Origin of the sequence: Streptomyces sp. NBC_00414, from assembly GCF_036038375.1 — a bacterium.
In the GTDB taxonomy this organism is placed as follows: domain Bacteria; phylum Actinomycetota; class Actinomycetes; order Streptomycetales; family Streptomycetaceae; genus Streptomyces.
The window spans coordinates 5,415,857-5,435,731 of the sequence record NZ_CP107935.1 but is presented as its reverse complement, the minus strand read 5'-3'; the positions used below and the strand labels follow the sequence as shown (position 1 = coordinate 5,435,731).

The following is a 19,875-nucleotide window of genomic DNA, read 5'->3' as shown; positions in this document are numbered from 1 at the left end:
GGGCGTCCGGCCCCCTCCCGTCCAGCCCGGCGCTCACTCCTCGCCGTCGTCCCCGTCGTCGTCGCTGTCGTCGTCACCGACGTACTCGTCCGACACGTTTCCCTTGTCCTTTTCCCTGTCCTTCGGACCCGGCTTCTCCGCGTCCTCGGCGGGGTCCGGTGTGACCTTCGGAACCTCCTCCGTGGGGGAGGGGGACGCGGTGGGCGCCGTATTGACGTCGGGCGCGGTCCCGGACTCCTGGTCCTGACCCTGATCGTCGTCCTGGTCCACCGACCCGGCCACGGGCACCCCGGTGGCCGGCCGGCCGGACGACCCCCCGGTCGCGCCCGCGGAGGGCGTCGCGTCCTTCGAACCGCCCTCCGACCCGGTCTTGTCCGGCGAGAACATCGACATGCCCGCCAGCACGGCCAGCACGAAGAGCACGGCACCGGCGAGGATGCCGAACACCCGGGGCCTGCGACGGACCGCGGTCCCGACACCGCCCCGGCCGCTTCCGCCACCGGCCGGGCGTGCCCGACGCGAGGGCCCGGAACGGGCGGAGTGCGAGGAGTGGGCCGGGTGCGGCGAAGGTGACGAGTGCGGCGGGGGCGCCTGGGACGGCAGGGGTCCGGAGCGGGCGGCGTGGGCGGAGCGGCCGGCCGGCTGGCCGGCCGCCGGGAGCCGGTACGTCGTCGGGGCCCCGGTGTCGGCTCCCCCGGGCTGCGGCGGCGCGGACGCGTACGACACCTGGGTGCGCGGCTGCTGCGCGGCCACCGGCAGCGGCTCGGCCCGCCCCTGCCAGGCTCCCCCGGCGAACCAGTCCGCGACCTCATGGGCCGTGGGCCGGTCCTCGGGCTGCTTGGCGAGGAGACCGAGGAGGTAGTTCTCGAAGGCGGGCGGCAGCTGGACACCGCGCTCACGGGGCGGCACCGGCGCCATGTCGATGTGCTGGTGCAGGGTGATCGTCGCGCTCTCGCCCTGGAACGGCGGTCTGCCGGTGAGCAGTTGGTAGAGCACGCAGCCCAGCGAGTACACGTCCGAGGCGGCTGACGCCGGTCGGCCCAGGGCGCGTTCGGGGGCGAGGTAGAGGCTCGTACCGACGATCTGGCCGGCCGTGGTGAGCGCGGACGACGGGTCGTCGACGAAGCGGGCGATGCCGAAGTCGCCGATCTTCACGGTGCCCTGGGCGTCCGCGAGGAGGTTGCCGGGCTTGATGTCCCGGTGCACGATCCCCTCGCGGTGCGCGGCGGCGAGCCCGGCGGCGGCCTGGGCGGCGATGGTCGCCACCCGTTCCACGCCGAGGGTGCCGGACGCGGTCAGCTCCTGGGCGAGACTGCGGCCCTCGACCAGCTCCATGACCAGGTAGAAGCGGTTGTCCCAGGCGCCGAAGTCGAAGACGGCGACGACGTACGGGTGGCTGAGCCTGGCCGCGGTCTGTGCCTCCAGCCGGAACCGTGCGGACGCGGCGCTGTCCGCCTCGTCCCCCAGCAGCAGTTTGACGGCCACGGCCCGGCCGAGCACCTCGTCGGTGGCCTGCCACACCTCGCCCATCCCACCGCGGCCGATGGACTCCTGCAACCGATACCGCTCCGCGACGAGCACCAGCGAATCATCCTCAACACGTCAGAAGGCCAACACGAAGACCGCGAACGGCACTTCGTGCGACGCACGAGCGCGAGGTGGGGGGATTCGCAGTGGCCACAGCCTACCGATCCCGCGACCTTGCCGACGCACGCCGATGCGCCGCCAATGCCCTGGCGGGGCGCCCGGGGAAGTTCGGCTGCGGGCCCGGTGGGGGCTGAGCGCGCAGTTCCCCGCGCCCCTAAAGGCGGGCCCCGCCTTTAGGGGCGCGGAGAACTGCGCGGCCAGCCGAAGCGGACCCGCAGCCGACGTCTCTCCTAGGGGCGCGGGGAACGGCGCAATCGGTGAGGCTCAGCCCGCAACCGACGGTGCGCGGACCATCACGCAGTCGAACTCCACGACTCGCCCGGTGGCAGGCTCCCGGGTGACGGGGTACATCCCCGTCACCCCGAACCCCGCCGCCTCGTACGCGGCGACAGCGTCCCCCATCGCCGGACTCCCCTCGTACAGCCGCAGAGCGGCCACCTCGGACTGCATCCCGACGAACTCCGAGATCCGCTCGCCCGCCCCGGCGAACACCTCCATGTCGAAGCCCTGCGTGTCCATCTTCAGATACGGCCGGGGGTTCTCGACCCCTTCCAGCGCCTTCTGCATGACGTCGTCGAGCCGCCGGATCTCGATCTCCTCGGTGCGCCCCTTGGCGAACCGCCGATAGCGCTCCTTGCCGTACTCGCTGGGCGGGAGCAGGGAGTTCATGGACTTCCAGTCCACGTGAATGGACTGGACGCCCTCCTCGCGGCCGAGCGCGAAGTTGTACACATGCCAGTCCGGGTCGTTCTCCGCGGACTTCTGCAGCTTCGCGAACGTGGCGGCGACCGGCTCGAACGACACGATGCGCCCCGTGTAGCCGAAGCGCCGCAGGCCCTTCCCGTACTGCCCGCTGTTGGCCCCGACGTCGAACACGCAGTTCACGCGGTTCAGTTCCAGCAGCGCGGCCACATGCTGGGTGCACAGGTAGTGGGCGGCGGCGAGCTGGAACTCCCGCTCCCCGTCCGCCGGCACCGCCTTGTCGAGGAGCAGACGCGCGCCGGTGTCGCCGAGGGGAACACTCCTCACGCTCCGCTGCGCGGACCCTCGGGCCACCACCCAGGTGTCCGTCCCGGCGTCCGTGACCGCGTACCGGCTCTTGCCGCGGGTCACCAGATCGGCGCCGCCTCCCACCGGCAGGACGGTCCGATCGCCCCGCCGGAACAGCAGGGAGGTACCGGGACCGAGATCGACCACCTTCACGCCTATCCGGGGAAGGATTCCGAGCAGTCTTCTGTAAAGGGTCGGCATTCGGTCAGCCTTGCAGAAGACGCCCAGGATTCACCGGCACTTCACAGAACAAGTTTTCGTGGACGACCGGTCGCGTGGCGGTCGAGTTCGTAGGCCGCTCTGATGAGGGGCACGTGCGTGAACGCCTGTGGGAAATTGCCCAGTTGGCGTCCGGCGACGGGGTCGTACTCCTCCGCCAGCAGGCCGACGTCGTTGCGCAGGAGCAGCAGCCGTTCGAACAGGGCCCGGGCCTCCTCCTCGCGGCCGGTCAGCCGCAGGGCGTCCGCGAGCCAGAAGGAGCAGGCCAGGAAGGCGCCCTCGCCACCGGTGAGGCCGTCCGTACTCCCGGACCCGCCGCTGCCGGCGCCCGTGCTGGTGCTCGGGCCCGTCGAGTAGCGGCGGACCAGACCGTCGCCGTTCGCCAGCTCGCGTTCGACGGCGGCGACCGTGCCGGTCACCCTCGGGTCGTCCGGCGGCAGGAAGCCGGTCCGCGGGATGAGGAGCAGCGCGGCGTCCAGCGCGCGCGAACCGTAGGACTGCGTGAACGTGCCGCGCGCCGGGTCGAAGCCCCGCTCGCACACCTCCCGGTGGATACGGTCCCGGATCTCGCGCCAGTGGGCGACGGGCCCGGGGCGCCCGTGGTCCTCGGCCAGCCGCACCGCCCGGTCGAAGGCGACCCAGCACATGACCTTGGAGTGGACGTGGTGGCGGGGCTCGCCGCGCATCTCCCACAGTCCCTGGTCGGGCCGGGACCACACCTTCTCCAGATGGTCGAGCACGGCCCGCTGGAGCGCGACGAGATGCCGCTGGGGCCGCAGTCCCGAACTCAGCGTCAGAGCAAGGGTGTCCATCAACTCGCCCGGTACGTCGAGCTGTTGCTGCAGGGCGGCGCCGTTGCCGATCCGCACCGGCCGCGAACCCTCGTACCCGGGCAGCCAGTCGGCCGTCCACTCGGTGAGCCTGCGTTCGCCGCCGATGCCGTACATGATCTGGATGTCCTGCGGGCGGCCGGCCACCGCCCGTTCCAGCCAGCCGCGCCAGGCGTCGGCCTCGGCGGTGAAGCCGCTGCGCAGCAGGGCCTCCAGGGTCATTCCGGCGTCGCGCAGCCAGCAGTAGCGGTAGTCCCAGTTGCGTACCCCGCCGGGCTGTTCGGGCAGGGAGGTGGTGGGTGCGGCGACGATCCCGCCGGTCGGCTCGTAGGTGAGGGCCTTGAGGGTGATGAGGGAGCGTACGACCGCTTCGCGGTAGGTGCCGTCGTACGTGAAGGGCTCCAGCCAGCGGCTCCAGTACTCCTCGGTGCGGCGCAGCGCCTCGAAGGGGTCCACGGGGGCGGGGGCGGGCAGGTGGGAGGGCTGCCAGGTCAGCACGGAGGGGATCCGTTCGCCCGCGGTGACGGTGAAGTCGGCGGTGTGGGCGTGTCCGTGCGCGGCCAGCGGAACGGGGGTGGACAGGCGCACCGCCTCGGGTCCGGCGACCCCGGTGAGCTGCCCGTGCTCGCGGTGCATCCAGGGCACCACGCTCCCGTACTCGAAGCGCAGCCGCAGGTCCATGCGCAGGTCGACCGTGCCGGACACGCCTTCGACGACGCGTACGACGCTGGGGGCGCCGTCGCGGCGCGGCATGAAGTCGACGACGGTGGCCCGGCCGGTGTCCGTCTCCCACTCGGTCTCCAGGACCAGGGAGTCCCCTCGGTAGCGGCGGGTGGCGGCCGGGGCGCCGGGGCTGTCGTACGCGGCCACCGGGGCGATCCGCCAGCGGCCGTTGTTCTCGTCGCCCAGCAGCGCGGCGAAACAGGCGGGGGAGTCGAAGCGGGGCAGGCACAGCCAGTCGAGGCTGCCGTCGCGGCCGATGAGGGCGGCGGTCAGCAGGTCTCCGACGAGGGCGTAGTCCTCGATCCTTCCCGGCATGGGCCCAGTGTGGCCGCGGGAAGGGACAAGGGCATCCCGGGCTCACCCGGTCGGCCCGGTGCGCTGGTGGGAGGGGCCGCGCGATGGTGCCGTGGGAGGAGATCCAGCAGATTCCCTGTCGTCGGGAGCCGTAGGAGGCATCCGTGCTGAACCGTCCGCCCCGCCGTCACCGGCGTACCGCCCCCGCCCTCGGGCCGGCCCTCGTCCCGGTCCTGGCGGTGGCCGCGCTGCTCGCGACGGCCGGATGCTCGGGCGCCGGCGGTGGTGGCGGCACCGGAGCGGGGGACGACGCGGCGGCCTCCTCCTCCCCCGTGGCCGCGCGGGCACAGTCGCCCTCCCCGTCGGTCACCGTCGCGCCCACGCTCACCGACGCGCAGGCGAAGTCGGCGCTGGTCACCCCCGCGGATCTGGGCGGCGACTGGACGCCGACCCAGGGCGCCGCGACCTGGCGGGACGCCCTCCTCAAGGGGACGGCGGACGTCACCGACTGCCAGCGGCTGCTGGACGGCCTGTACGCCGAGAACCTGCTGGGCGAGCCCGCCGGATCCCGTGCGGCGACCGGCTTTGACGACACGGGCGACGGGGCGCAGCTGCGCTACCGGGTCGGGGCGTACGAGCGGGCGGCGCTGGACTCCTCGCTGGCCTGGCTGAAGACGGTGCCGGCGACCTGCGGGCAGTTCACGGCCACGGATGTCAGGGGCGGGCAGTTCACCGTCCGGACCGTGTCCGCGCCGCTGCCCGGCCTGGGCGAGGCGGGCGAGGGCCTGCGGGTGACCGTGAGCGGTGACGGCGGCGGCTGGCCCGCCGTGCTCACCCTGGACTTCGCCGCCGTACGGGTCGGCGACAGCGCGCTCTCCCTCACCGACGGCGGTCTGGACGACGTGGACGCCGAGGACACCCGGCGCGCCGCCGAGGCCGGCACGAAGCGCCTCCAGGAGGTCCTCGCGGGCCGGACGCCGGCGGCTCCCCCTTCGTCTCCCGCCCCGGCTTCGGAGTCCGCTGCGGAGTCCGCCCCGGACTCGGACCAGCCCTCCGTCCAGCCGCCCGCCGAGCAGGACGCCGACGAGGACCTGGTGGACCGCGACGAGGTGGACCCCGACGAGCTGAGCTGAGCTGATTCGAGCCGAGTCGGGGCGAGCTGGTACCGCGGGTACGCCCTGTCAGTCCCGGTCGGTGAGGTACCGCTCGACCGGGCCCAGGGTGAGCAACCCGCTGCCCGCGCCCGCGAATTCGGCGGCGGCGGGGCGCAGCCGGTCGCGGGCGCGTTCCAGCGCGGCGCGGTCGCCGAGACGGCGGGCGGCCTCTGCCTCCAGGGCGCAGCAGGCCTCGTACAGGAGGTCGTGCGGGGGTTCCGGGACGGCGCGCAGGGCGGTACGGGCCTCGGTGCGGCGGCCTGCTTCGAGCAGCGTGAACGGCTCGGCCCAGGGGAGGTAGGGGCCCCAGTCGGTCCGTGGATCCGGGGCCGCGTCCGGGGCCGGGTACGCGTCCGGCGGGAGGCCGTGGGTCAGGCGCAGGCAGAGGAGTGCGAGGGGGAGGAGGCCGCGTTCCAGGCCGGGCATGCCGCCGCCGTGCAGGCGGGCGGCGGCCGTCCGGTACGCCTCCTCCGCCTGGGCGGGCTGTCCGGTCGCGCTGAGCCGCAGGGCTCCGTACCACTCGGTGAAGACGCCCACGAGGGGCAGTTCGTGGCGCTCGGCGAGGCGGTCGGCGGCGGCCGCGTGGAGGTCCGCCGCGGCGAGGTCGCCGAGGGCCGCGCGGGCCTGGAGACGGATGAGGTGGCCGAGGACCTCGTAGGTCACCAGGCCGTGGCGCGCGGACAGTTCGACGAGTTCCGCGCCGATCGCGTCCCGGCGTGGGGCGAGGCCCGCGCGGGTGAAGGACTGCATGAACGCGCCGTTGAGGGCGAAGGCCAGCAGTGGGGGGTCGTCGAGGCGGCGGGCCAGCGCTTCCGCCTCGCGTGCGGCCTGGGGGCCTCGCGGGCCGGCCGCGCCGCGGGTTTCCAGGGCGATGGTGGTCAGGAGGCGGCAGCGGGCCGGGTCGTGGGCGCGGGCGCCCGGCGGGAGGGCTTTGAGGGTTCGTTCCGCGGCTGCCACGATCTCGGCTGCCGCCGTGGGGTCGTCCGCGCGGGTCCAGATCGCCGGGACGTCGTACGCGCCGATCACTCTGGCGGTCAGCTCCGGGTCGGCGAACTCCTCCGCGGCGGTGATGGCCGCCGTGCGGTGGCGGCGGGCCTCCTCCAGGCCTGCGCCGCCTGTGACCGCGAGGTTGCGGAGCAGGCCGATGGTGGAGTCCAGGCGGGTTCTGGCGCCGCCGGCGACTGTGCGGTCGTAGGCCGTGGCCGCGGTGGTCCACAGCTGGGCTGTGGCATCGGTCGCGCTGTCGGGTGCGGGCCGTGGGGGCTGGGTGCGCCGTTCCCCGCGCCTCTGGGTGGGCGGGGGTGCGGGAGTGTTGTCCGGTGCGGGCCGTGAAGGCTGAGTGCGCAGTTCCCCGCGCCCCTGGGTGGGCGGGGGTGCGGGAGTGTTGTCCGGTGCGGGACGTGAAGGCTGAGCGCGCAGTTCCCCGCGCCCCTGGGTGGGCGGGGGGTGGGGTGGGTTGGTCGGTGGGGCCGTGCCGGGGGGCAGGTCCAAGGTGGGGGACTGGGTGAGGATGTTCTGTTCCAGGCGGCGTAGGTGGGGGCCCGGGTCTACTGCCAGTTGGGTCACCAGGACCTGTCGGGCCCGGCGGAGGATTGCCAGGGCGTCGCCCTGACGGTGTTGGCGGTAGAGGGCGAGGGCCAGCAGGCGCCAGGCGTTCTCCCGCCAGGGGTGGTCGGTGAGGTGGGCGTCCAGGTCGGGGACCGCGTCGGCGGGGCGGCCCAGTGCCAGCAGGGTCTCGGCCCGCCGTTCCACGGCCTGGAGGCGCAGTTCGGCGAGCCGGGCGCGTTCGGCCCGGGACCAGTCCTCCCCGGCGAACTCGGCGTATGCGGGGCCCCGCCACCGGCCCAGCGCCTCCTCCAGGGCCGAGAGGGCCTCAGGTGCGGACAGGCCGGCCGCCGCGGCGAGCGCGGTCTCGAAGCGCCAGGCGTCCACCGCGTCGGGCGCGGCCCGCAGCGCGTATCCGGGGCCGTCGGTGACCAGCAGCCGGGCCGGGGTGCGCGGTGGCCGCGCCGGTTCCAGGGCGCGCCGCAGGGCGGCCACGAAGGTCTGGACGGCGCCCACGGCACCGGCGGGCGGATCCGTCCACAGGTCCTCGACCAGCCGGGAGACGGGCACGACCCGGCGGCGGGCCACGATCAGCCGGGCCAGCACGGCCCGGTGCCGCGGCCCCTTCAGGGCGAGCTCCCGCCCGTCCTCGGCGTGGGCGACCGTCGGCCCGAGCACCCCGAACACGACCGCCACCATCCGCTCCTCACCTGGCCTTTCGTACCCGTCCCACGCTACTGCGCCCACACCACTGATCGTCCGCTGATTCACACCCCCCACCCTGGAACCGGGCCCACCCCAGCCCCGTCAGGGGCGCGGGGCCGTGACATGTGCGGCTCCCGCGTGGGCGCGCCCAGCCCCCACCGACCCGCACCCGACACACCTCCGAGGAACCCCATGACCCACCCGAGCCCCACGATCCCGGGCTTCACCGACCACCGCATCCCCGGCGCCACCGCAGCGGAGCTGAACGTCGCCGTAGGGGGCAGCACGGGAACCCCCCTCGTCCTCCTCCACGGCTTCCCGCAGACCAACCTGATGTGGCGCCACGTGGCAACAGAACTCGCGGCCGAGCACACCGTCATCTGCCCCGACCTCCGCGGCTACGGAGCCAGCGACAAGCCCGCCGACCCCGACGGGACCACGTACTCGAAGCGCGCGATGGCCGCCGACGTGGTCGCGGTCGCCAGGGCGCTGGGGCACGACCGTTTCGCGCTGGTCGGCCACGACCGGGGCGCCCTCGTCGCGATCCGGGCCGGCCTCGACCACCCGGAGGCGGTCACCCACCTCGCCTCGCTGGACGTCCTGCCGACGCTCGACATGTGGGAGGTGATGCGCGGGACGTCGGCCGCGATCGGCTTCCACCTCTATCTGATGGCCCAACCGCCCGGCCTGCCCGAGCAGTTGATCGGGGCGAGCCCGGACGCGTTCTTCGGCCACTTCCTGGACGCCTGGACGCGTGACCCGGCCGCCGTGCCGCCGGACGTCCGCGCCGCCTACCTCGCGGCGTCCCGCGCGGCCGTCCCGTCGATCGTCGCGGACTACCGCGCCTCCGCGGGTGTCGACGTCACGCACGACCTGGCCGACCGCGAGGCCGGCAACCGGCTGCGGATGCCGGTGAGCGTGCTCCAGCAGGACTGGGGTTCCGCCCTCGGGTTCGACGCCGTCGCGCTGTGGTCCGCGTGGGCGGACGACCTGCGGCACACCACCGTCTCGTGCGGCCACTTCATGGCGGAGGAGGCCCCCGACACGGTCGTCGGGGCGATACGGGAACTGCTGCGCAGGTGACGCGAAGGGCTGCCAACCACCAACGGCTGGGCTAGCTTGCCGTGAGGGACCCGCCCCGCGCGGCCGGCCGGACGCGAGGGCAGGCGGAAAGGAGAGGGCCGGTGGACAAGCGCGCGCCCCGACTCGGCGAAGTCCAGGAGACCTTGCTCATCCCCCTCTACGCCCGTGCCGTCGAGACGCGTAAGGCGCACGGCCTGCTCAGCGATCCACAGGCTGTGGAGATGGTCGACTCCCTGGACTACGACTTCTCCCGCTTCGACGGAGCGCGGAGCCTGCTCGGGGCGAACCTGCGCACCCTGCTCTTCGACCAGTGGGTACGGGAGTTCCTGGAACGGCACCCCTCGGGCACGGTCGTGGAGATCGGCACGGGCCTGAACACCCGGTTCGAACGGCTCGACAACGGCACGGTCCACTGGTTCGACCTCGACCTGCCCGATGTGATCGCGCTGCGGCGGGGCTTCTTCGAGGACACGGACCGCCGGCACATGCTCGCCGCCTCGGTCACCGACCCGCGGTGGATGGAGCTGGTGCGGAGCAACAGCCCCGGACCGTACTTCCTGGTCGCCGAGGCGGTGCTGGTCTATCTGGAGGCGGAGCTGGTCCGTTCGGTCTTCCAGCAGGTCGGCGAGGAGCTGCCGGGGGCCCGCTTCGCCCTGGAGACCGCGACGTCCCGCGTGGTCGACTCCCAGGACAGCCATGACGTGCTCGCCAAGGTCACGGCCCGGATGCGCTGGAGCTGCGACAACCCCGGTGCGCTCGAACAGTGGGAGCCGGGCCTCAGCCTGACGGACTCCCGCACGCTGGCCCGGCTGCCGGCCCCGGTCGCGCACCGGCTGCCCCTCCGCTACCGCCTCCTGCTCCCGGTCGTGGCGGCGATCAGGCGCCGGGACGTCGAGGCGTACCGCTGCAATCTGTTCCGGTTCGCCGGGGAGTGACGCGGTCCGCCGGGACGGCGACGCGGTTCGCCGGGTGGGTGACGCGGTTCGCGGCCCGGCAGTGATCGAGTAACCGGCCGTGCGGTGCGAGTAGTCGGAGGTGGCTGGGGGTGGTCCTCCAGGTGAAGCGTGCGCGAGGATGGGGTTATGACCGCGGCCCCTCGCGCCATTGCTCTTCTGGAGACCTGGCCGAACCTGGTAAGTGGCCCGCCCCGGTGCGCCGTTGGGCATGCCTTCGCTTCGGCGGGACACGAGATCGTCCACTTCCACTCCGACGACTCCGCCGACCTCTACCTCACGCCCACAGCGGTCGAGCGCCTGCTTCCCCAACTCCTGCACGCCAGCGCGATCAGAGTCCGCCCCGGCGCCTCCTGGATCACCGTGCTCCTCGACTGCGACGCCGACGTCCAGCTCCTGCTGGGGCTGGTGAGCGTCGCGCTGAAGGAACAGGGCGCGGTCCCGCTCCGGCGTCCGACACCGCCCTGCGACTGGGAGCGTCCGGCGGCTCCCGGCCCCCGCCCGGGTGCGGCCCGCCGCGTCGTGGACCGGCTCATGCCGCACCACTGACGAACCGCCGAAGCAGCCCGTACGAGGCCACACCCGCTCCTCCCGATAGAGGGAGGCACGCCAGGAGGAGGGGGTGGTCATCGGGAGGCAGCCGTGCGGACCTCCGGTGGAGCTGCTCCCACCCTCACGCGATGCCACCGCTCCTGCAACTAACGCGCAGTAAAGCCCACCCCAGGACTTGGCCCGCAAAGGCCTCAGGGCCCCGTGTCCTCGGCCCTGGTCGCGTCCGCCGACCTCTTCGCCCTCGCCGCGTCCGAGGCGTCCGAGGCGTCCGCCGACTCCTTCGCCCTCCAGGCCGTGTCCGTCGGTTCCGCCGTCACCGTCGCCGAGGGGGGAAACCGCACGCCCGCACGCGACGGCACGGCCCCCGCGGGCGACTCCGTCGGGGGCGTCCCCACCACCTGCACCACCGCTCCCGGCCTGAGCGCCTCGTACAGCCACATCGCGTCCTCGGTCCGCAGACCGATCGCGCCACCGGTGGTGTCGTAGTTGCCGGGCGCCTTCTCGTCCCAGCTGAGGGCGAGAAGGTAGTTCGTGCGGTCGTCGGGGCCGCGCAGCCGCATCACCCAGGTCGCCTTGACGTCGTACGTGCTCCAGCCCGCCACCGCACCGGGCACCATCGTCGACTTGAACTTGGCGGTGATCGTCATGAGCCCCGTCGGCGTCGGCGACCTGCCCGTCCCGGCGGAGAGGGGCAGGGTGCGTCCCGCGGCGGTCAGTTCCCGCCGGGCGAGGTCCACCGTGGCGGCGACGGGGACCGGAGAGGGCTCGGCGGTGGCGGGGGGCGTGTCCACGCCGTAGCTGGCCGCGGGCGGCACCGACCGGGGATCCTCACCGCCGGTGAGCACCACGGCCAGCACCAGGGCCAGCGCGCCCGCCCCGGCCGTGCCCACAGCGGCCAGCGAGGCCTTGCGGCGCCGTCGGCGGCGTACCGCACGACGGCGGATCTCCGCCCCCGGAACGGCCACGGGGGTCTCGTGGTCCTGCGCCAACTCATGCAGTGCGACGGCCAGTCGAGAGCGGTTCGACCCGTCGTCGGCGTGCTCGTCCGCGGGCCGCCGGCCGGGCGTGAGCTCATCGGACACGGTCGTCCTCCCTCTCACCCAGTTCGTCGGCCTCGCCGAGCCGCCGCGCCAGCGCCGCCCGGCCGCGGGACAGCCGGGCCTTGACCGTTCCCACGGGCGCACCGGTTTCGGAGGCTACCTGTTCGACACTCAAGTCGCACAGATGGTGCAGAACGACAGCCATGCGCTGCGCCTCGGGCAGTTCCCGCAACGCCGCCACCAGTACGGCCCGTTCCGGTCCCGGCCCCGGCGTGTGCTCCGGCAGCGGATTGCGGCGGACCAGTTCCAGCCAGCGCCGGGCCCGCCGCCAGCGGCTCACCGCGAGCCGCATCGCGACCGTACGGATCCACGCCTCGGGCGCCCCGTCGGCGAGGAACTCCCGCCGCCGGTCCCAGGCACGGACGAACGCCTCCTGGACGACGTCCTGCGCTTCCCCGTGGTCACCGGTGAAGGCATAGAGCTGCCCGGTCAGGCGGGGGAACGCGGCCGCGTAGAACCCGTCGAACTCGTCCTCCGTCATACCCCCCGCCACACCCCCTGCCGCTGTTCTCGGATGTCCGGTGCAACCCGGCTGCCTCTGTCGTGCGTACAGGTCCCGTACGCCACGTACGCCACGTAGGTCGCGTACATCGAAGCACAAGCACCGCGCAGGGCCGATCCGGAGGGAGTGGCGCGCACCGTCGCGCTCGACTGACCATGGACGACGACTTCACCGCCCGCGCCGGGGAGTACTGGCCCCGGCTCACGCGCACGGCCCGTCTGCTGACGGGGAACTCCGCCGACGCGGACAGACGCGCGAGAGCGGCGGTGGCGGAGGTCTACGCGCGGCGCCGACTGCCCGGCGACGACGAGGAGTTCTACGTCCGGCGGGCTCTGGTACGGGGCTTCCTGCGGCGGTGGCCACGGCTGCCCGGCCGTTCCGGTCCTGCGCCCAGGCCGTACACGCCCGATCCGCTCGACCCGCTCACCGAGGTACTGGCCGCTCTTCCGCCCCGGCGGCGGGCGGTGGCCGTGCTCCGGCGCTGGGACGGGCTGACGCACCGCGAGATCGCCGCGCTCCTCAACTCCTCGCCGGGGGCGGTGAAAGCGGTCGGGCGGCGGGCGGAGAAGGCCCTGCGCGCCCATGTCGCGTACCGCGAGGGACCGCCCGCCGGGAGTCCGGCCGGGCGTCCGCCCGTGGCCGGGCCCGTGCCCGTCCCCGCCATCGAGGAGGCGGGCCGCACGCGCCGCAGACAGCGCCGGCGCACCACGGCGGTGCTCACGGCGGTGGGAGCCCTGCTCCTCGTCCCCCTGGTCGTGGGGGCGGTACGCGGCACGGGCTCGGGTTCCGGTGGCGTCACGGTCTCCGTGGAGAGGGCGGCCGTTCGGGTCGTGACACCCGGCGAGCGCGTCGCCGCCGCGCCCGGTGTGCAGTTCTGGCTCACCAAGGACGGCACGCACCTGTCGGCGCCGGGGCAGTCGAACCAGTTCCGCGACTCCGGGGACGGCGAGTCCGAGGAGGACGGGTCGGTGGAGGGCGGGTCGGAGGAGAGCGCGTCCGACAAGGGCGCCTCCGGCAAGGGCGGGGGTTCCGCCCTCACCGTCTGGGCGGACTCCACGACCGGGAAGCGGATCTTCCTCTCCGGAGTCCACCGGGGTTCCCGCGAGGCGTCCCGCGTCGAACTCGTCACGTCCGACGGCACGTTCACCGCACGCCTCCTCACCCTGGCGGGCTCCCCCGGCTGGTCCGCCTGGTACGTGGACGTCCAACTCACCGGCACCGACGCGCTGTTGCAGGACATCACGGTGAAGGCGTACGACTCCGCCGGCACCCTCATCGCACGGACGGACACCCCCTCATGAACGCCCGCGACCTGCTCCGCCGCAGCCGCACCCCGCTGCGCCGCGACCGCGCGCCCCGCCACGGCGGCGACACCCGCCTGCGCCGCGCCGGGACCTTCCTGCGGCGGATACGCGTCCGCCGGCGCCGCACCAGGGTCCGGCGGCTGCGCCGCACCCTGGCCGCCCTGCTGGCACTGTTCCTCCTCGCGTGCGCCGCGGTCGTCGTCGCGTACCGGATGACCCCCATCCCCGAGCCGCACCCGGAGACCGTCAGCCAGAGCACGGTCTTCGTGGACGCCGGGGGCGAGTACCTCGGCAGGCGCGGCCCCGTCGACCGCCAGGACATCCCCCTCAAGCAGGTCCCGCGGCACGTCCAGGACGCCGTGATCGCCGCGGAGAACCGCTCCTTCCGTACGGACTCGGGGGTCGCCCCGTCCGCGATCGTGCGGGCCGCGCTCGCCACCGTGACGGGCGGCGACCGGCAGGGCGGCTCCACGATCACGCAGCAGTACGTGAAGAACGCCCTGCTGACCCCCGAGCAGTCCCTGCAGCGCAAGGCGCACGAGGCGCTGATCGCCGTGAAGCTGGACCGCACGAGGTCCAAGGACGACATCCTGGCGGGCTACCTCAACACCGTGTACTTCGGCCGCGGCGCCGCCGGCATCGAGTCGGCCGCGCGCAACTACTTCGGCGTCGGCGCGCACGACCTGACGGTCTCCCAGGGCGCCGCCCTCGCGGGGATCCTCAACCTGCCCTCGTACTACGAGCGGGCGGGCGCGGACGCCAAGGTGACGGGGACGCTGGAGCGCCGCTGGGTGTGGGTGCTCGACGCGATGGCGGACTCGGGCGCGATCAGCGCCCGCGAGCGGACGGCCGCCCGCTTCCCCGCCTTCCGCTTCTACCCGCCGGGCGGCACGAACGGCCAGCGCCAGTATCTGATCGACACGGCGTCCGCCGAGGCCGCCGACCGGCTCGGCATCACGGAGGACCAGCTGGCGCGCGGCGGCTACAAGGTGCACACCACCTTCGACCTCGGCCTCCAGGACGAGACGGCGGAGCTGGTGCGCGAGCGGAGCCCCGAGAACGACACGGACGGCCAGAAGGACCCGGACGGCAAGAACGCCAAGGGCACCAAGAACGTCAAGAACACCAAGGGCGCCCGGCTGCACACCGCGGTCGTCGCGACCGTCCCCGGTGACGGCGCGGTCCGGGTGCTGTACGGCGGAGCGGACTACGCCCACCAGCCGTTCAACGACGCCGTCGACGGGGCGGTCGAGGCGGGCACGGTCCTCGACCCGTTCCTCAAGGTGCTGCGGCCCGGCAGCCCGCTGGGCGACCTCGCCAAGGAGACGGCCCCCACGCCGCTGCGGCTGAACTCGGCGTACGCCGCCCTGGCCGCCGACGGCACGTACGCGGCCCCGTACACCGTCGCGAAGATCACCAAGGCGGGCCGTACGGTCCACACCGCACGGCCGAAGACGCGTACGGCGCTGCACGGGAAGGAGGCGGCGGTCGTCACCGAGCTGATGGGCGTGCCGGGCGCCACGGACGGTGCCCTCGTGCGGGGTGTCGAGGAAGGATCCTTCGTACCGGCCGGGGCCGTGCCCACCATGCCGGTCGGCCACTCGGCCGGCGCGGGCAGCGGGCCGGGCGCCCGGACGGTCTGGCAGAGCGTGTACTCGCCCCGGCTCGCCCTCACCCTCGCGCTGTTCGCCGAGCGCGGCGGGAAGCCCGTGCGGGTCGCGGGCCTCACCGGCGACTCCCCGCCCGCCTCGTACGCGGCGCTGCAGGCGGACGAGGTGTGGCGGCTGGCCGGCTCGCCCGGCGGCCGTCCCCCGCAGACGCCCGAGCCCACGGCCCCGCCGAGTCCCTGAGTCATGTCCGGGGCGGGGCTGTCCGGGTCACCCGGACAGCCCCGCCCGTTGGTGGGCGCACCGGTGCCGTGGTGCTGTGGACGGGTGCCCGGTGACCAGGTCCAGCCCAGTGCGCGCATGCTGCTGACCCAGGCGGAACTGGCGGCGCTCGCGGACGCCGTGCACCGCTCCGAGAACGTGGCGGAGTCCGCGGAACGGCTCCTCGACGAGCTGACGCTGACCCGGCGGCTCCTCGACAACTGCCCGGCCGGCATCGCCGTTCTCGACAGCGAGCTGCGCTACCTCTACCTCAACGACGCCCTCGCCCGGCTCAACGGCGTGCCGGCCGCCGAGCACCTCGGCCGCCGGCTGCGCGAGGTGCTGCCGGACCTGGAGTCCTCGGAGCAGCTGCTCACGAAAGTGCTGCGTACGGGAGTTCCGCAGGTCATCACGGTCGGCGGACAGACCCCGGCCGACACGACGGGGGACAACCGGTGGTGGCTGGGCGCCTACCACCGGCTGTCCGGGCCGTCCGGCGAGGTCCTCGGGGTGGCCGCCGTCGTCATGGAGGTCACCGACGCGCTGCGCGGGCGCGAGGACCTCGTCCGGGCGCGCAACCGCATGGCACTGCTCGACGAGGCGAACCGCAGCACCGGCGCGACCCTCGACCTCGGCCAGGCCTGTCAGGCGCTGGCCGACCTGCTGGTGCCGCGCTTCGCGGACTACGCGGCGGTGGACGTGGTGGACCCGGAGGGCACGCCCCAGGTGCCCTCGGACCGGTATCCGCTGCGCCTGCGCCGGATCGCGCTCGCCACCACACCGGAGCTCGCGGAGGTGTCCTCGCCGCTCGGCCTCCTCGGCGAGTTCGTCGTCTACCGGGCCGGGTCCCCCATGGCCCACGTGCTGGCCGAGCGGCGCCCGCTCGTCCTCAGCCACCCGGCCGACGAGGCCATGCGCCAGTTCTCGCTGTCGTACGAGCGCAAGGAGCACTACCGGCGGATGGGCGCGCACTCCGGGATCTACCTGCCCCTGGCCGTCAACGACGGGCTGGTGGGCGCTGTGATCGTGTTCCGGGCCGGCGACTCCCCGCGTCTCACCGACGGGGACGCGGAACTGCTCGGCGACCTCACCGACCGGGCGGCGACCGGCATCGCGCACGCGGTCCGCTACACCCGTGAGCACGAGACGGCCCTGGAGATGCAGCGGGCCTTCCTCAACACACCCACCGGCACGGGTCCCGGCGTGGAGATCCTGGGCCGCTATCTGCCGGCGGGCGCGGGGGCGGAGGTGGGCGGCGACTGGTTCGACACGCTCGCGCTGCCCCACGGCCGGACCCTGCTGGTGGTGGGCGACGTCATGGGGCACGGGATCCGCGCGGCGGCCGCGATGAGCGAGTACCGCTCGGTGCTGCGCACCCTGGCCATCCAGAGCAGCACGCCGGACTTCGTCCTGCTGCAGGCCGAACGCACCGCGCTCACCCTGGAACTGGACCGGGTGGCGACCTGCCTGCTGGCCCTCCTGGACCCCCGCAGGGAATGCGCCACCTTCTCCAACGCCGGCCACGTCCCGCCGCTGCTCGTCGCCCCCGACGGCACGAGGACCCTGCTCAGCCTCCCCGTCGCCCCGCCCCTGGGAGTGGGCCTCGGCTCCTTCTCGGCCACCACGGTCCCCCTCCCGCCGGGCTCGGTCCTCCTCCTGTGCACCGACGGCCTGATCGAGCGCCGCGACCGCGACATCGAGACAGGCCTCACCACCCTGGCCGACCTCCCCATCGACCCGCAGGCCCCGCTCCCCACCCTCCTGGAAACGGTCACCACCCACCTGGACCCGTCGACATCGGAAGACGACGTAGCCATCCTCCTGGCCCGCACCGGCCCCCCGCCGCCGCACACGGACCATCTGCCGTGGCTCCCGCAGGGCTGAACGCGCGACCGGAGCGTCAGCCCTCCACGATGATCGTCCCTATGGTCGATTCCGGGCCGGGGCCGTCCGGGCGGTCGACCTTCCACCAGCCCAGTACGTCCTCGTACTCCGGCTGGGGGATCGCGCGGCCCTCGGCGGTCATCAGGCGGCCCTGGTACGCCTGGGCGTAACGGGCGCGGACCGAGTGCACGCCGGGCTCGTCGGGCACGACGAGGTCGCACGACACGTTCACCCACTCCGCCGGGCCCGGGTTGTCCTCCGCCAGTGCCTCGACGCTCGAACCGGCGTTGACCACCTTCACGCCGCCCCCGCTGCGCCGCTTGCCGTTCCACACCGACGCCTGGGCCCGGTCCTCGCCCGCCAGTCCGACGATCACCTGGTTGATGGCGTTGCCGCACATCGAGCAGTCGTGCAGCACATCGAAAGCGATCCGGTACGAGCCCCCTCTCGGAACTCTCACCCCGTCACCCCGCCCGTCGATCCTCACGTCGCGGATCCTGAACCGCGACGGCTCCACCATCTCGGTGCCGTGCGCGGGAGCCGCCGTGGTCCGCCGGACATCGCCGTGACTCGCCTTGTCCGCCGTGTGCTTGTCAGTCATGCGCCAAGTCAACACGCCGCCACTGACAACGGATCAACGCTTCTCGTACGGGTCCGAAGGCGCCGTCGTCCTCTTCACCGAGACCGCGTCCAGTACGGGGCGGGCCGCGTCCGTGCCGGGCCTTCCCGTGGGGTGCCAGGTTCCCGTGACCGTCACCCAGGTGTCGGGCGCCGGGGCGTCCTCGCCGCGGATCTCGACCTTCAGTGCCTGGGCGTCGGCGGCGCAGCAGGTGACCAGCAGGCGGGCCACCGACCAGGTGTCGTCGTCGCGGGTCACGAAGCCGGTCAGCCGGACCGTGCGCCCCTTCAAGGACGCGCCGGTGTCCCACTCCGCGCGGGAGGCGAACGCGCCCAGGGTCAGGTCGAGGGGGTCCCCGGCGGGCAGCTCCGGGAACGTGCCGGCGCCCTGGGCCGCGACCCTCGCCTCCTCGCGTTCCGCGCTGTACGAGCCGAGGGCGGGCGGCGGGAAGAGGAGGAGGGCCAGGGCGGGAGCGGTGAGGAGCCACGCGATGCGGGGGTTACGGGTGTGGGCGTGGGTGTGGGTGTGGTCGTGGCCGCCGTCCTCGGCGTGGCCGGGTTCCACGTCCTCGCCGGGTTCCACGTCCTCGCCGTGGTCCGCGTCGTGGGGGTCTTCCTCGTCGGGGGCGTGGTCAAGGGTGAGCAGGCCCAGCAGGCCCAGTGCTGTCAGGGCCGCGCCGGAGGCTATGAGGTACGGGCGCAGACCCTCCTTCACGTAGCGCAGGTACAGCTCGCTGAAGAGTGCGATCCGGAGCAGTGCCGACCCGCACAGGATCAGCAGCACGCCCTGCGGGCGCAGACGCGGGCGGACGCCGTGGCTCACAGGAGCCACCCGCCCACCAGCACGCTGCTGACCACGGCCACCACCCAGGTCACGGACGAGAACCGGACCGCGAACGCCCGCCCGAAGGTCCCCGCCTGGAGCGCGACGAGCTTCAGGTCGACCATGGGCCCGACGACCATGAAGGCCAGCCGGGCCGTGGGCGAGAACCCGGTCAGCGAGGCCGCCACGAAGGCGTCCGCCTCGGAGCACACGCACAGCACGACCGCGAGGACGGCGAGCAGCAGCACCGACAGCCAGGGCGAGCCGGTGAACACGTCGAGCAGGGACCGCGGCACCAGGATGTTGAACGTCGCCGCGGCGGCCGCCCCCAGCACGAGGAACCCCCCGGCGTGCAGGAAGTCGTGCTGCAGCCCGTCACGGAAGCCCCGCCACCCGCCCGGACCGGCCGCCGTGCCGTCCCCGCGCCGAACCGAGGGCAGCCACTCCTCCTTGCCGAACCGCACCCACAGCCACCCCATCGCGACGGCGGTGGCGAGGGAGGCCAGGAGCCGGGCGCCCACCATGGCCGGATCTCCCGGGAAGGCGATGGAGGTGGCGACGAGGACGACCGGGTTGATGGCGGGCGCGGACAGCAGGAAGGCGAGCGCGGCGGCCGGCGCGACCCCGCGCCGCATCAGGCTGTCCGCCACGGGCACGGACGCGCACTCGCAGCCCGGCAGCACGGCCCCGGCCGCTCCGGCGACGGGCACGGCGAGCGCCGGGTTCCTCGGCAGTACGCGCCGGAAGACCCGCTCCGGCACGAACGCCCCGATCGCCGCCGACACGACCGTGCCCAGCAGCAGGAAGGGGATGCCCTGTACGGCGACGGCGGTGAACACGGTCCACCAGGCGGCCATGGCGGGGGTGGCGAGATCGAGCACGACCATCGGCCCGAGCACCGACCCGACGGTAACGATGGCGAGCAACGCCACCCCGCCGACCACCGCGTGCACGAGCGCCCGGGCCACCACCCGCGCCCCGTCGGCTGCGTTCCGTCCGTTCTCCATACGAGAGAGCAGGC

At 73.9% G+C, this 19,875-nt stretch carries 16 protein-coding genes; 7 read left to right on the top strand and 9 right to left on the bottom strand.

Annotated elements, in window-relative coordinates:
• Nucleotides 1–33: 33 nt before the first annotated feature.
• From OHS59_RS23565 to OHS59_RS23555, 3 genes are all read right to left on the bottom strand, one after another.
• Nucleotides 34–1,581 (bottom strand): serine/threonine-protein kinase, encoded by a 1,548-nt coding sequence (locus OHS59_RS23565; RefSeq protein ID WP_328495389.1) that lies wholly within the window; start codon nucleotides 1,579–1,581, stop codon nucleotides 34–36.
• A 330-nt stretch (nucleotides 1,582–1,911) separates the two neighbouring features.
• On the bottom strand, nucleotides 1,912–2,898 hold the full coding sequence (locus OHS59_RS23560) for an FkbM family methyltransferase (protein ID WP_328495388.1): 987 nt from the start codon (nucleotides 2,896–2,898) through the stop codon (nucleotides 1,912–1,914).
• Between the two features lie 41 nt (nucleotides 2,899–2,939).
• Nucleotides 2,940–4,784, bottom strand: coding sequence for a glycoside hydrolase family 15 protein (locus OHS59_RS23555; protein ID WP_328495387.1), 1,845 nt, complete (start codon nucleotides 4,782–4,784; stop codon nucleotides 2,940–2,942).
• Between the two features lie 143 nt (nucleotides 4,785–4,927).
• On the opposite strand from OHS59_RS23555, the gene OHS59_RS23550 reads away from it, so the two are divergent.
• Nucleotides 4,928–5,896 (top strand): hypothetical protein, encoded by a 969-nt coding sequence (locus OHS59_RS23550; RefSeq protein ID WP_328495386.1) that lies wholly within the window; start codon nucleotides 4,928–4,930, stop codon nucleotides 5,894–5,896.
• A gap of 48 nt (nucleotides 5,897–5,944) precedes the next feature.
• On the opposite strand, the gene OHS59_RS23545 is transcribed toward OHS59_RS23550, so the two are convergent.
• Nucleotides 5,945–8,161: a BTAD domain-containing putative transcriptional regulator gene (locus OHS59_RS23545; RefSeq protein ID WP_328499323.1), complete on the bottom strand. Its 2,217-nt coding sequence runs from the start codon at nucleotides 8,159–8,161 to the stop codon at nucleotides 5,945–5,947.
• 198 nt (nucleotides 8,162–8,359) lie between these two features.
• On the opposite strand from OHS59_RS23545, the gene OHS59_RS23540 reads away from it, so the two are divergent.
• The 3 genes from OHS59_RS23540 (at nucleotide 8,360) to OHS59_RS23530 (ending at nucleotide 10,752) form a co-directional block, all read left to right on the top strand.
• A complete protein-coding gene (locus OHS59_RS23540; RefSeq protein ID WP_328495385.1) occupies nucleotides 8,360–9,250 on the top strand; it encodes an alpha/beta fold hydrolase in 891 nt (296 codons plus the stop codon).
• A gap of 101 nt (nucleotides 9,251–9,351) precedes the next feature.
• Nucleotides 9,352–10,185, top strand: coding sequence for a class I SAM-dependent methyltransferase (locus OHS59_RS23535; protein WP_328495384.1), 834 nt, complete (start codon nucleotides 9,352–9,354; stop codon nucleotides 10,183–10,185).
• 147 nt (nucleotides 10,186–10,332) lie between these two features.
• The gene (locus tag OHS59_RS23530) at nucleotides 10,333–10,752 is read left to right on the top strand and encodes a luciferase domain-containing protein (RefSeq protein WP_328495383.1); all 420 of its coding nucleotides are present in this window, start codon (nucleotides 10,333–10,335) and stop codon (nucleotides 10,750–10,752) included.
• A 194-nt stretch (nucleotides 10,753–10,946) separates the two neighbouring features.
• Here OHS59_RS23530 and OHS59_RS23525 read toward each other — a convergent pair whose 3' ends face one another.
• Together OHS59_RS23525 and OHS59_RS23520 are read right to left on the bottom strand one after the other, a co-directional pair.
• Nucleotides 10,947–11,837 carry a L,D-transpeptidase gene (locus tag OHS59_RS23525; RefSeq protein ID WP_328495382.1) on the bottom strand — a complete coding sequence of 297 codons (891 nt, stop codon included), beginning with the start codon at nucleotides 11,835–11,837 and terminating at the stop codon, nucleotides 10,947–10,949.
• Nucleotides 11,827–12,336 carry a SigE family RNA polymerase sigma factor gene (locus OHS59_RS23520; protein WP_328495381.1) on the bottom strand — a complete coding sequence of 170 codons (510 nt, stop codon included), beginning with the start codon at nucleotides 12,334–12,336 and terminating at the stop codon, nucleotides 11,827–11,829. The genes OHS59_RS23525 and OHS59_RS23520 overlap by 11 nt, the downstream gene beginning before the upstream one ends.
• A 176-nt stretch (nucleotides 12,337–12,512) precedes the next feature.
• Between OHS59_RS23520 and OHS59_RS23515 the strand changes: the two genes are divergently transcribed.
• The 3 genes from OHS59_RS23515 (at nucleotide 12,513) to OHS59_RS23505 (ending at nucleotide 17,413) form a co-directional block, all read left to right on the top strand.
• The gene (locus tag OHS59_RS23515) at nucleotides 12,513–13,658 is read left to right on the top strand and encodes a sigma factor-like helix-turn-helix DNA-binding protein (protein ID WP_328495380.1); all 1,146 of its coding nucleotides are present in this window, start codon (nucleotides 12,513–12,515) and stop codon (nucleotides 13,656–13,658) included.
• Nucleotides 13,655–15,511, top strand: a complete 1,857-nt coding sequence (locus OHS59_RS23510; RefSeq protein ID WP_328495379.1) for a transglycosylase domain-containing protein — start codon at nucleotides 13,655–13,657, stop codon at nucleotides 15,509–15,511. Before OHS59_RS23515 ends, OHS59_RS23510 begins: the two co-directional genes overlap by 4 nt.
• 117 nt (nucleotides 15,512–15,628) lie before the next feature.
• Complete coding sequence (locus tag OHS59_RS23505) at nucleotides 15,629–17,413, top strand: SpoIIE family protein phosphatase (protein ID WP_328495378.1); 1,785 nt, start codon at nucleotides 15,629–15,631, stop codon at nucleotides 17,411–17,413.
• A gap of 16 nt (nucleotides 17,414–17,429) precedes the next feature.
• On the opposite strand, the gene OHS59_RS23500 is transcribed toward OHS59_RS23505, so the two are convergent.
• The 3 genes from OHS59_RS23500 to OHS59_RS23490 are packed head-to-tail and all read right to left on the bottom strand — an operon-like array spanning nucleotide 17,430 to nucleotide 19,861.
• Nucleotides 17,430–18,014, bottom strand: coding sequence for a hypothetical protein (locus tag OHS59_RS23500; RefSeq protein ID WP_328495377.1), 585 nt, complete (start codon nucleotides 18,012–18,014; stop codon nucleotides 17,430–17,432).
• 33 nt (nucleotides 18,015–18,047) lie between these two features.
• Entirely contained in the window at nucleotides 18,048–18,830 is a 783-nt protein-coding gene (locus OHS59_RS23495; protein ID WP_443061645.1) for a TIGR03943 family putative permease subunit, read from the bottom strand.
• A gap of 20 nt (nucleotides 18,831–18,850) precedes the next feature.
• On the bottom strand, nucleotides 18,851–19,861 hold the full coding sequence (locus tag OHS59_RS23490) for a permease (protein WP_328495375.1): 1,011 nt from the start codon (nucleotides 19,859–19,861) through the stop codon (nucleotides 18,851–18,853).
• Between the last annotated feature and the right edge of the window lie 14 nt (nucleotides 19,862–19,875).

Coding starts and splice junctions, on each gene's coding strand:
- OHS59_RS23560 (WP_328495388.1), bottom strand. CDS start 2,898: ATGCCGACCCTTTACAGAAGACTGCTCGGAATCCTTCCCCGGATAGGC.
- OHS59_RS23555 (WP_328495387.1), bottom strand. CDS start 4,784: ATGCCGGGAAGGATCGAGGACTACGCCCTCGTCGGAGACCTGCTGACC.
- OHS59_RS23545 (WP_328499323.1), bottom strand. CDS start 8,161: ATGGTGGCGGTCGTGTTCGGGGTGCTCGGGCCGACGGTCGCCCACGCC.
- OHS59_RS23540 (WP_328495385.1), top strand. CDS start 8,360: ATGACCCACCCGAGCCCCACGATCCCGGGCTTCACCGACCACCGCATC.
- OHS59_RS23530 (WP_328495383.1), top strand. CDS start 10,333: ATGACCGCGGCCCCTCGCGCCATTGCTCTTCTGGAGACCTGGCCGAAC.
- OHS59_RS23520 (WP_328495381.1), bottom strand. CDS start 12,336: ATGACGGAGGACGAGTTCGACGGGTTCTACGCGGCCGCGTTCCCCCGC.
- OHS59_RS23515 (WP_328495380.1), top strand. CDS start 12,513: ATGGACGACGACTTCACCGCCCGCGCCGGGGAGTACTGGCCCCGGCTC.
- OHS59_RS23510 (WP_328495379.1), top strand. CDS start 13,655: ATGAACGCCCGCGACCTGCTCCGCCGCAGCCGCACCCCGCTGCGCCGC.
- OHS59_RS23505 (WP_328495378.1), top strand. CDS start 15,629: ATGCTGCTGACCCAGGCGGAACTGGCGGCGCTCGCGGACGCCGTGCAC.
- OHS59_RS23500 (WP_328495377.1), bottom strand. CDS start 18,014: ATGACTGACAAGCACACGGCGGACAAGGCGAGTCACGGCGATGTCCGG.
- OHS59_RS23490 (WP_328495375.1), bottom strand. CDS start 19,861: ATGGAGAACGGACGGAACGCAGCCGACGGGGCGCGGGTGGTGGCCCGG.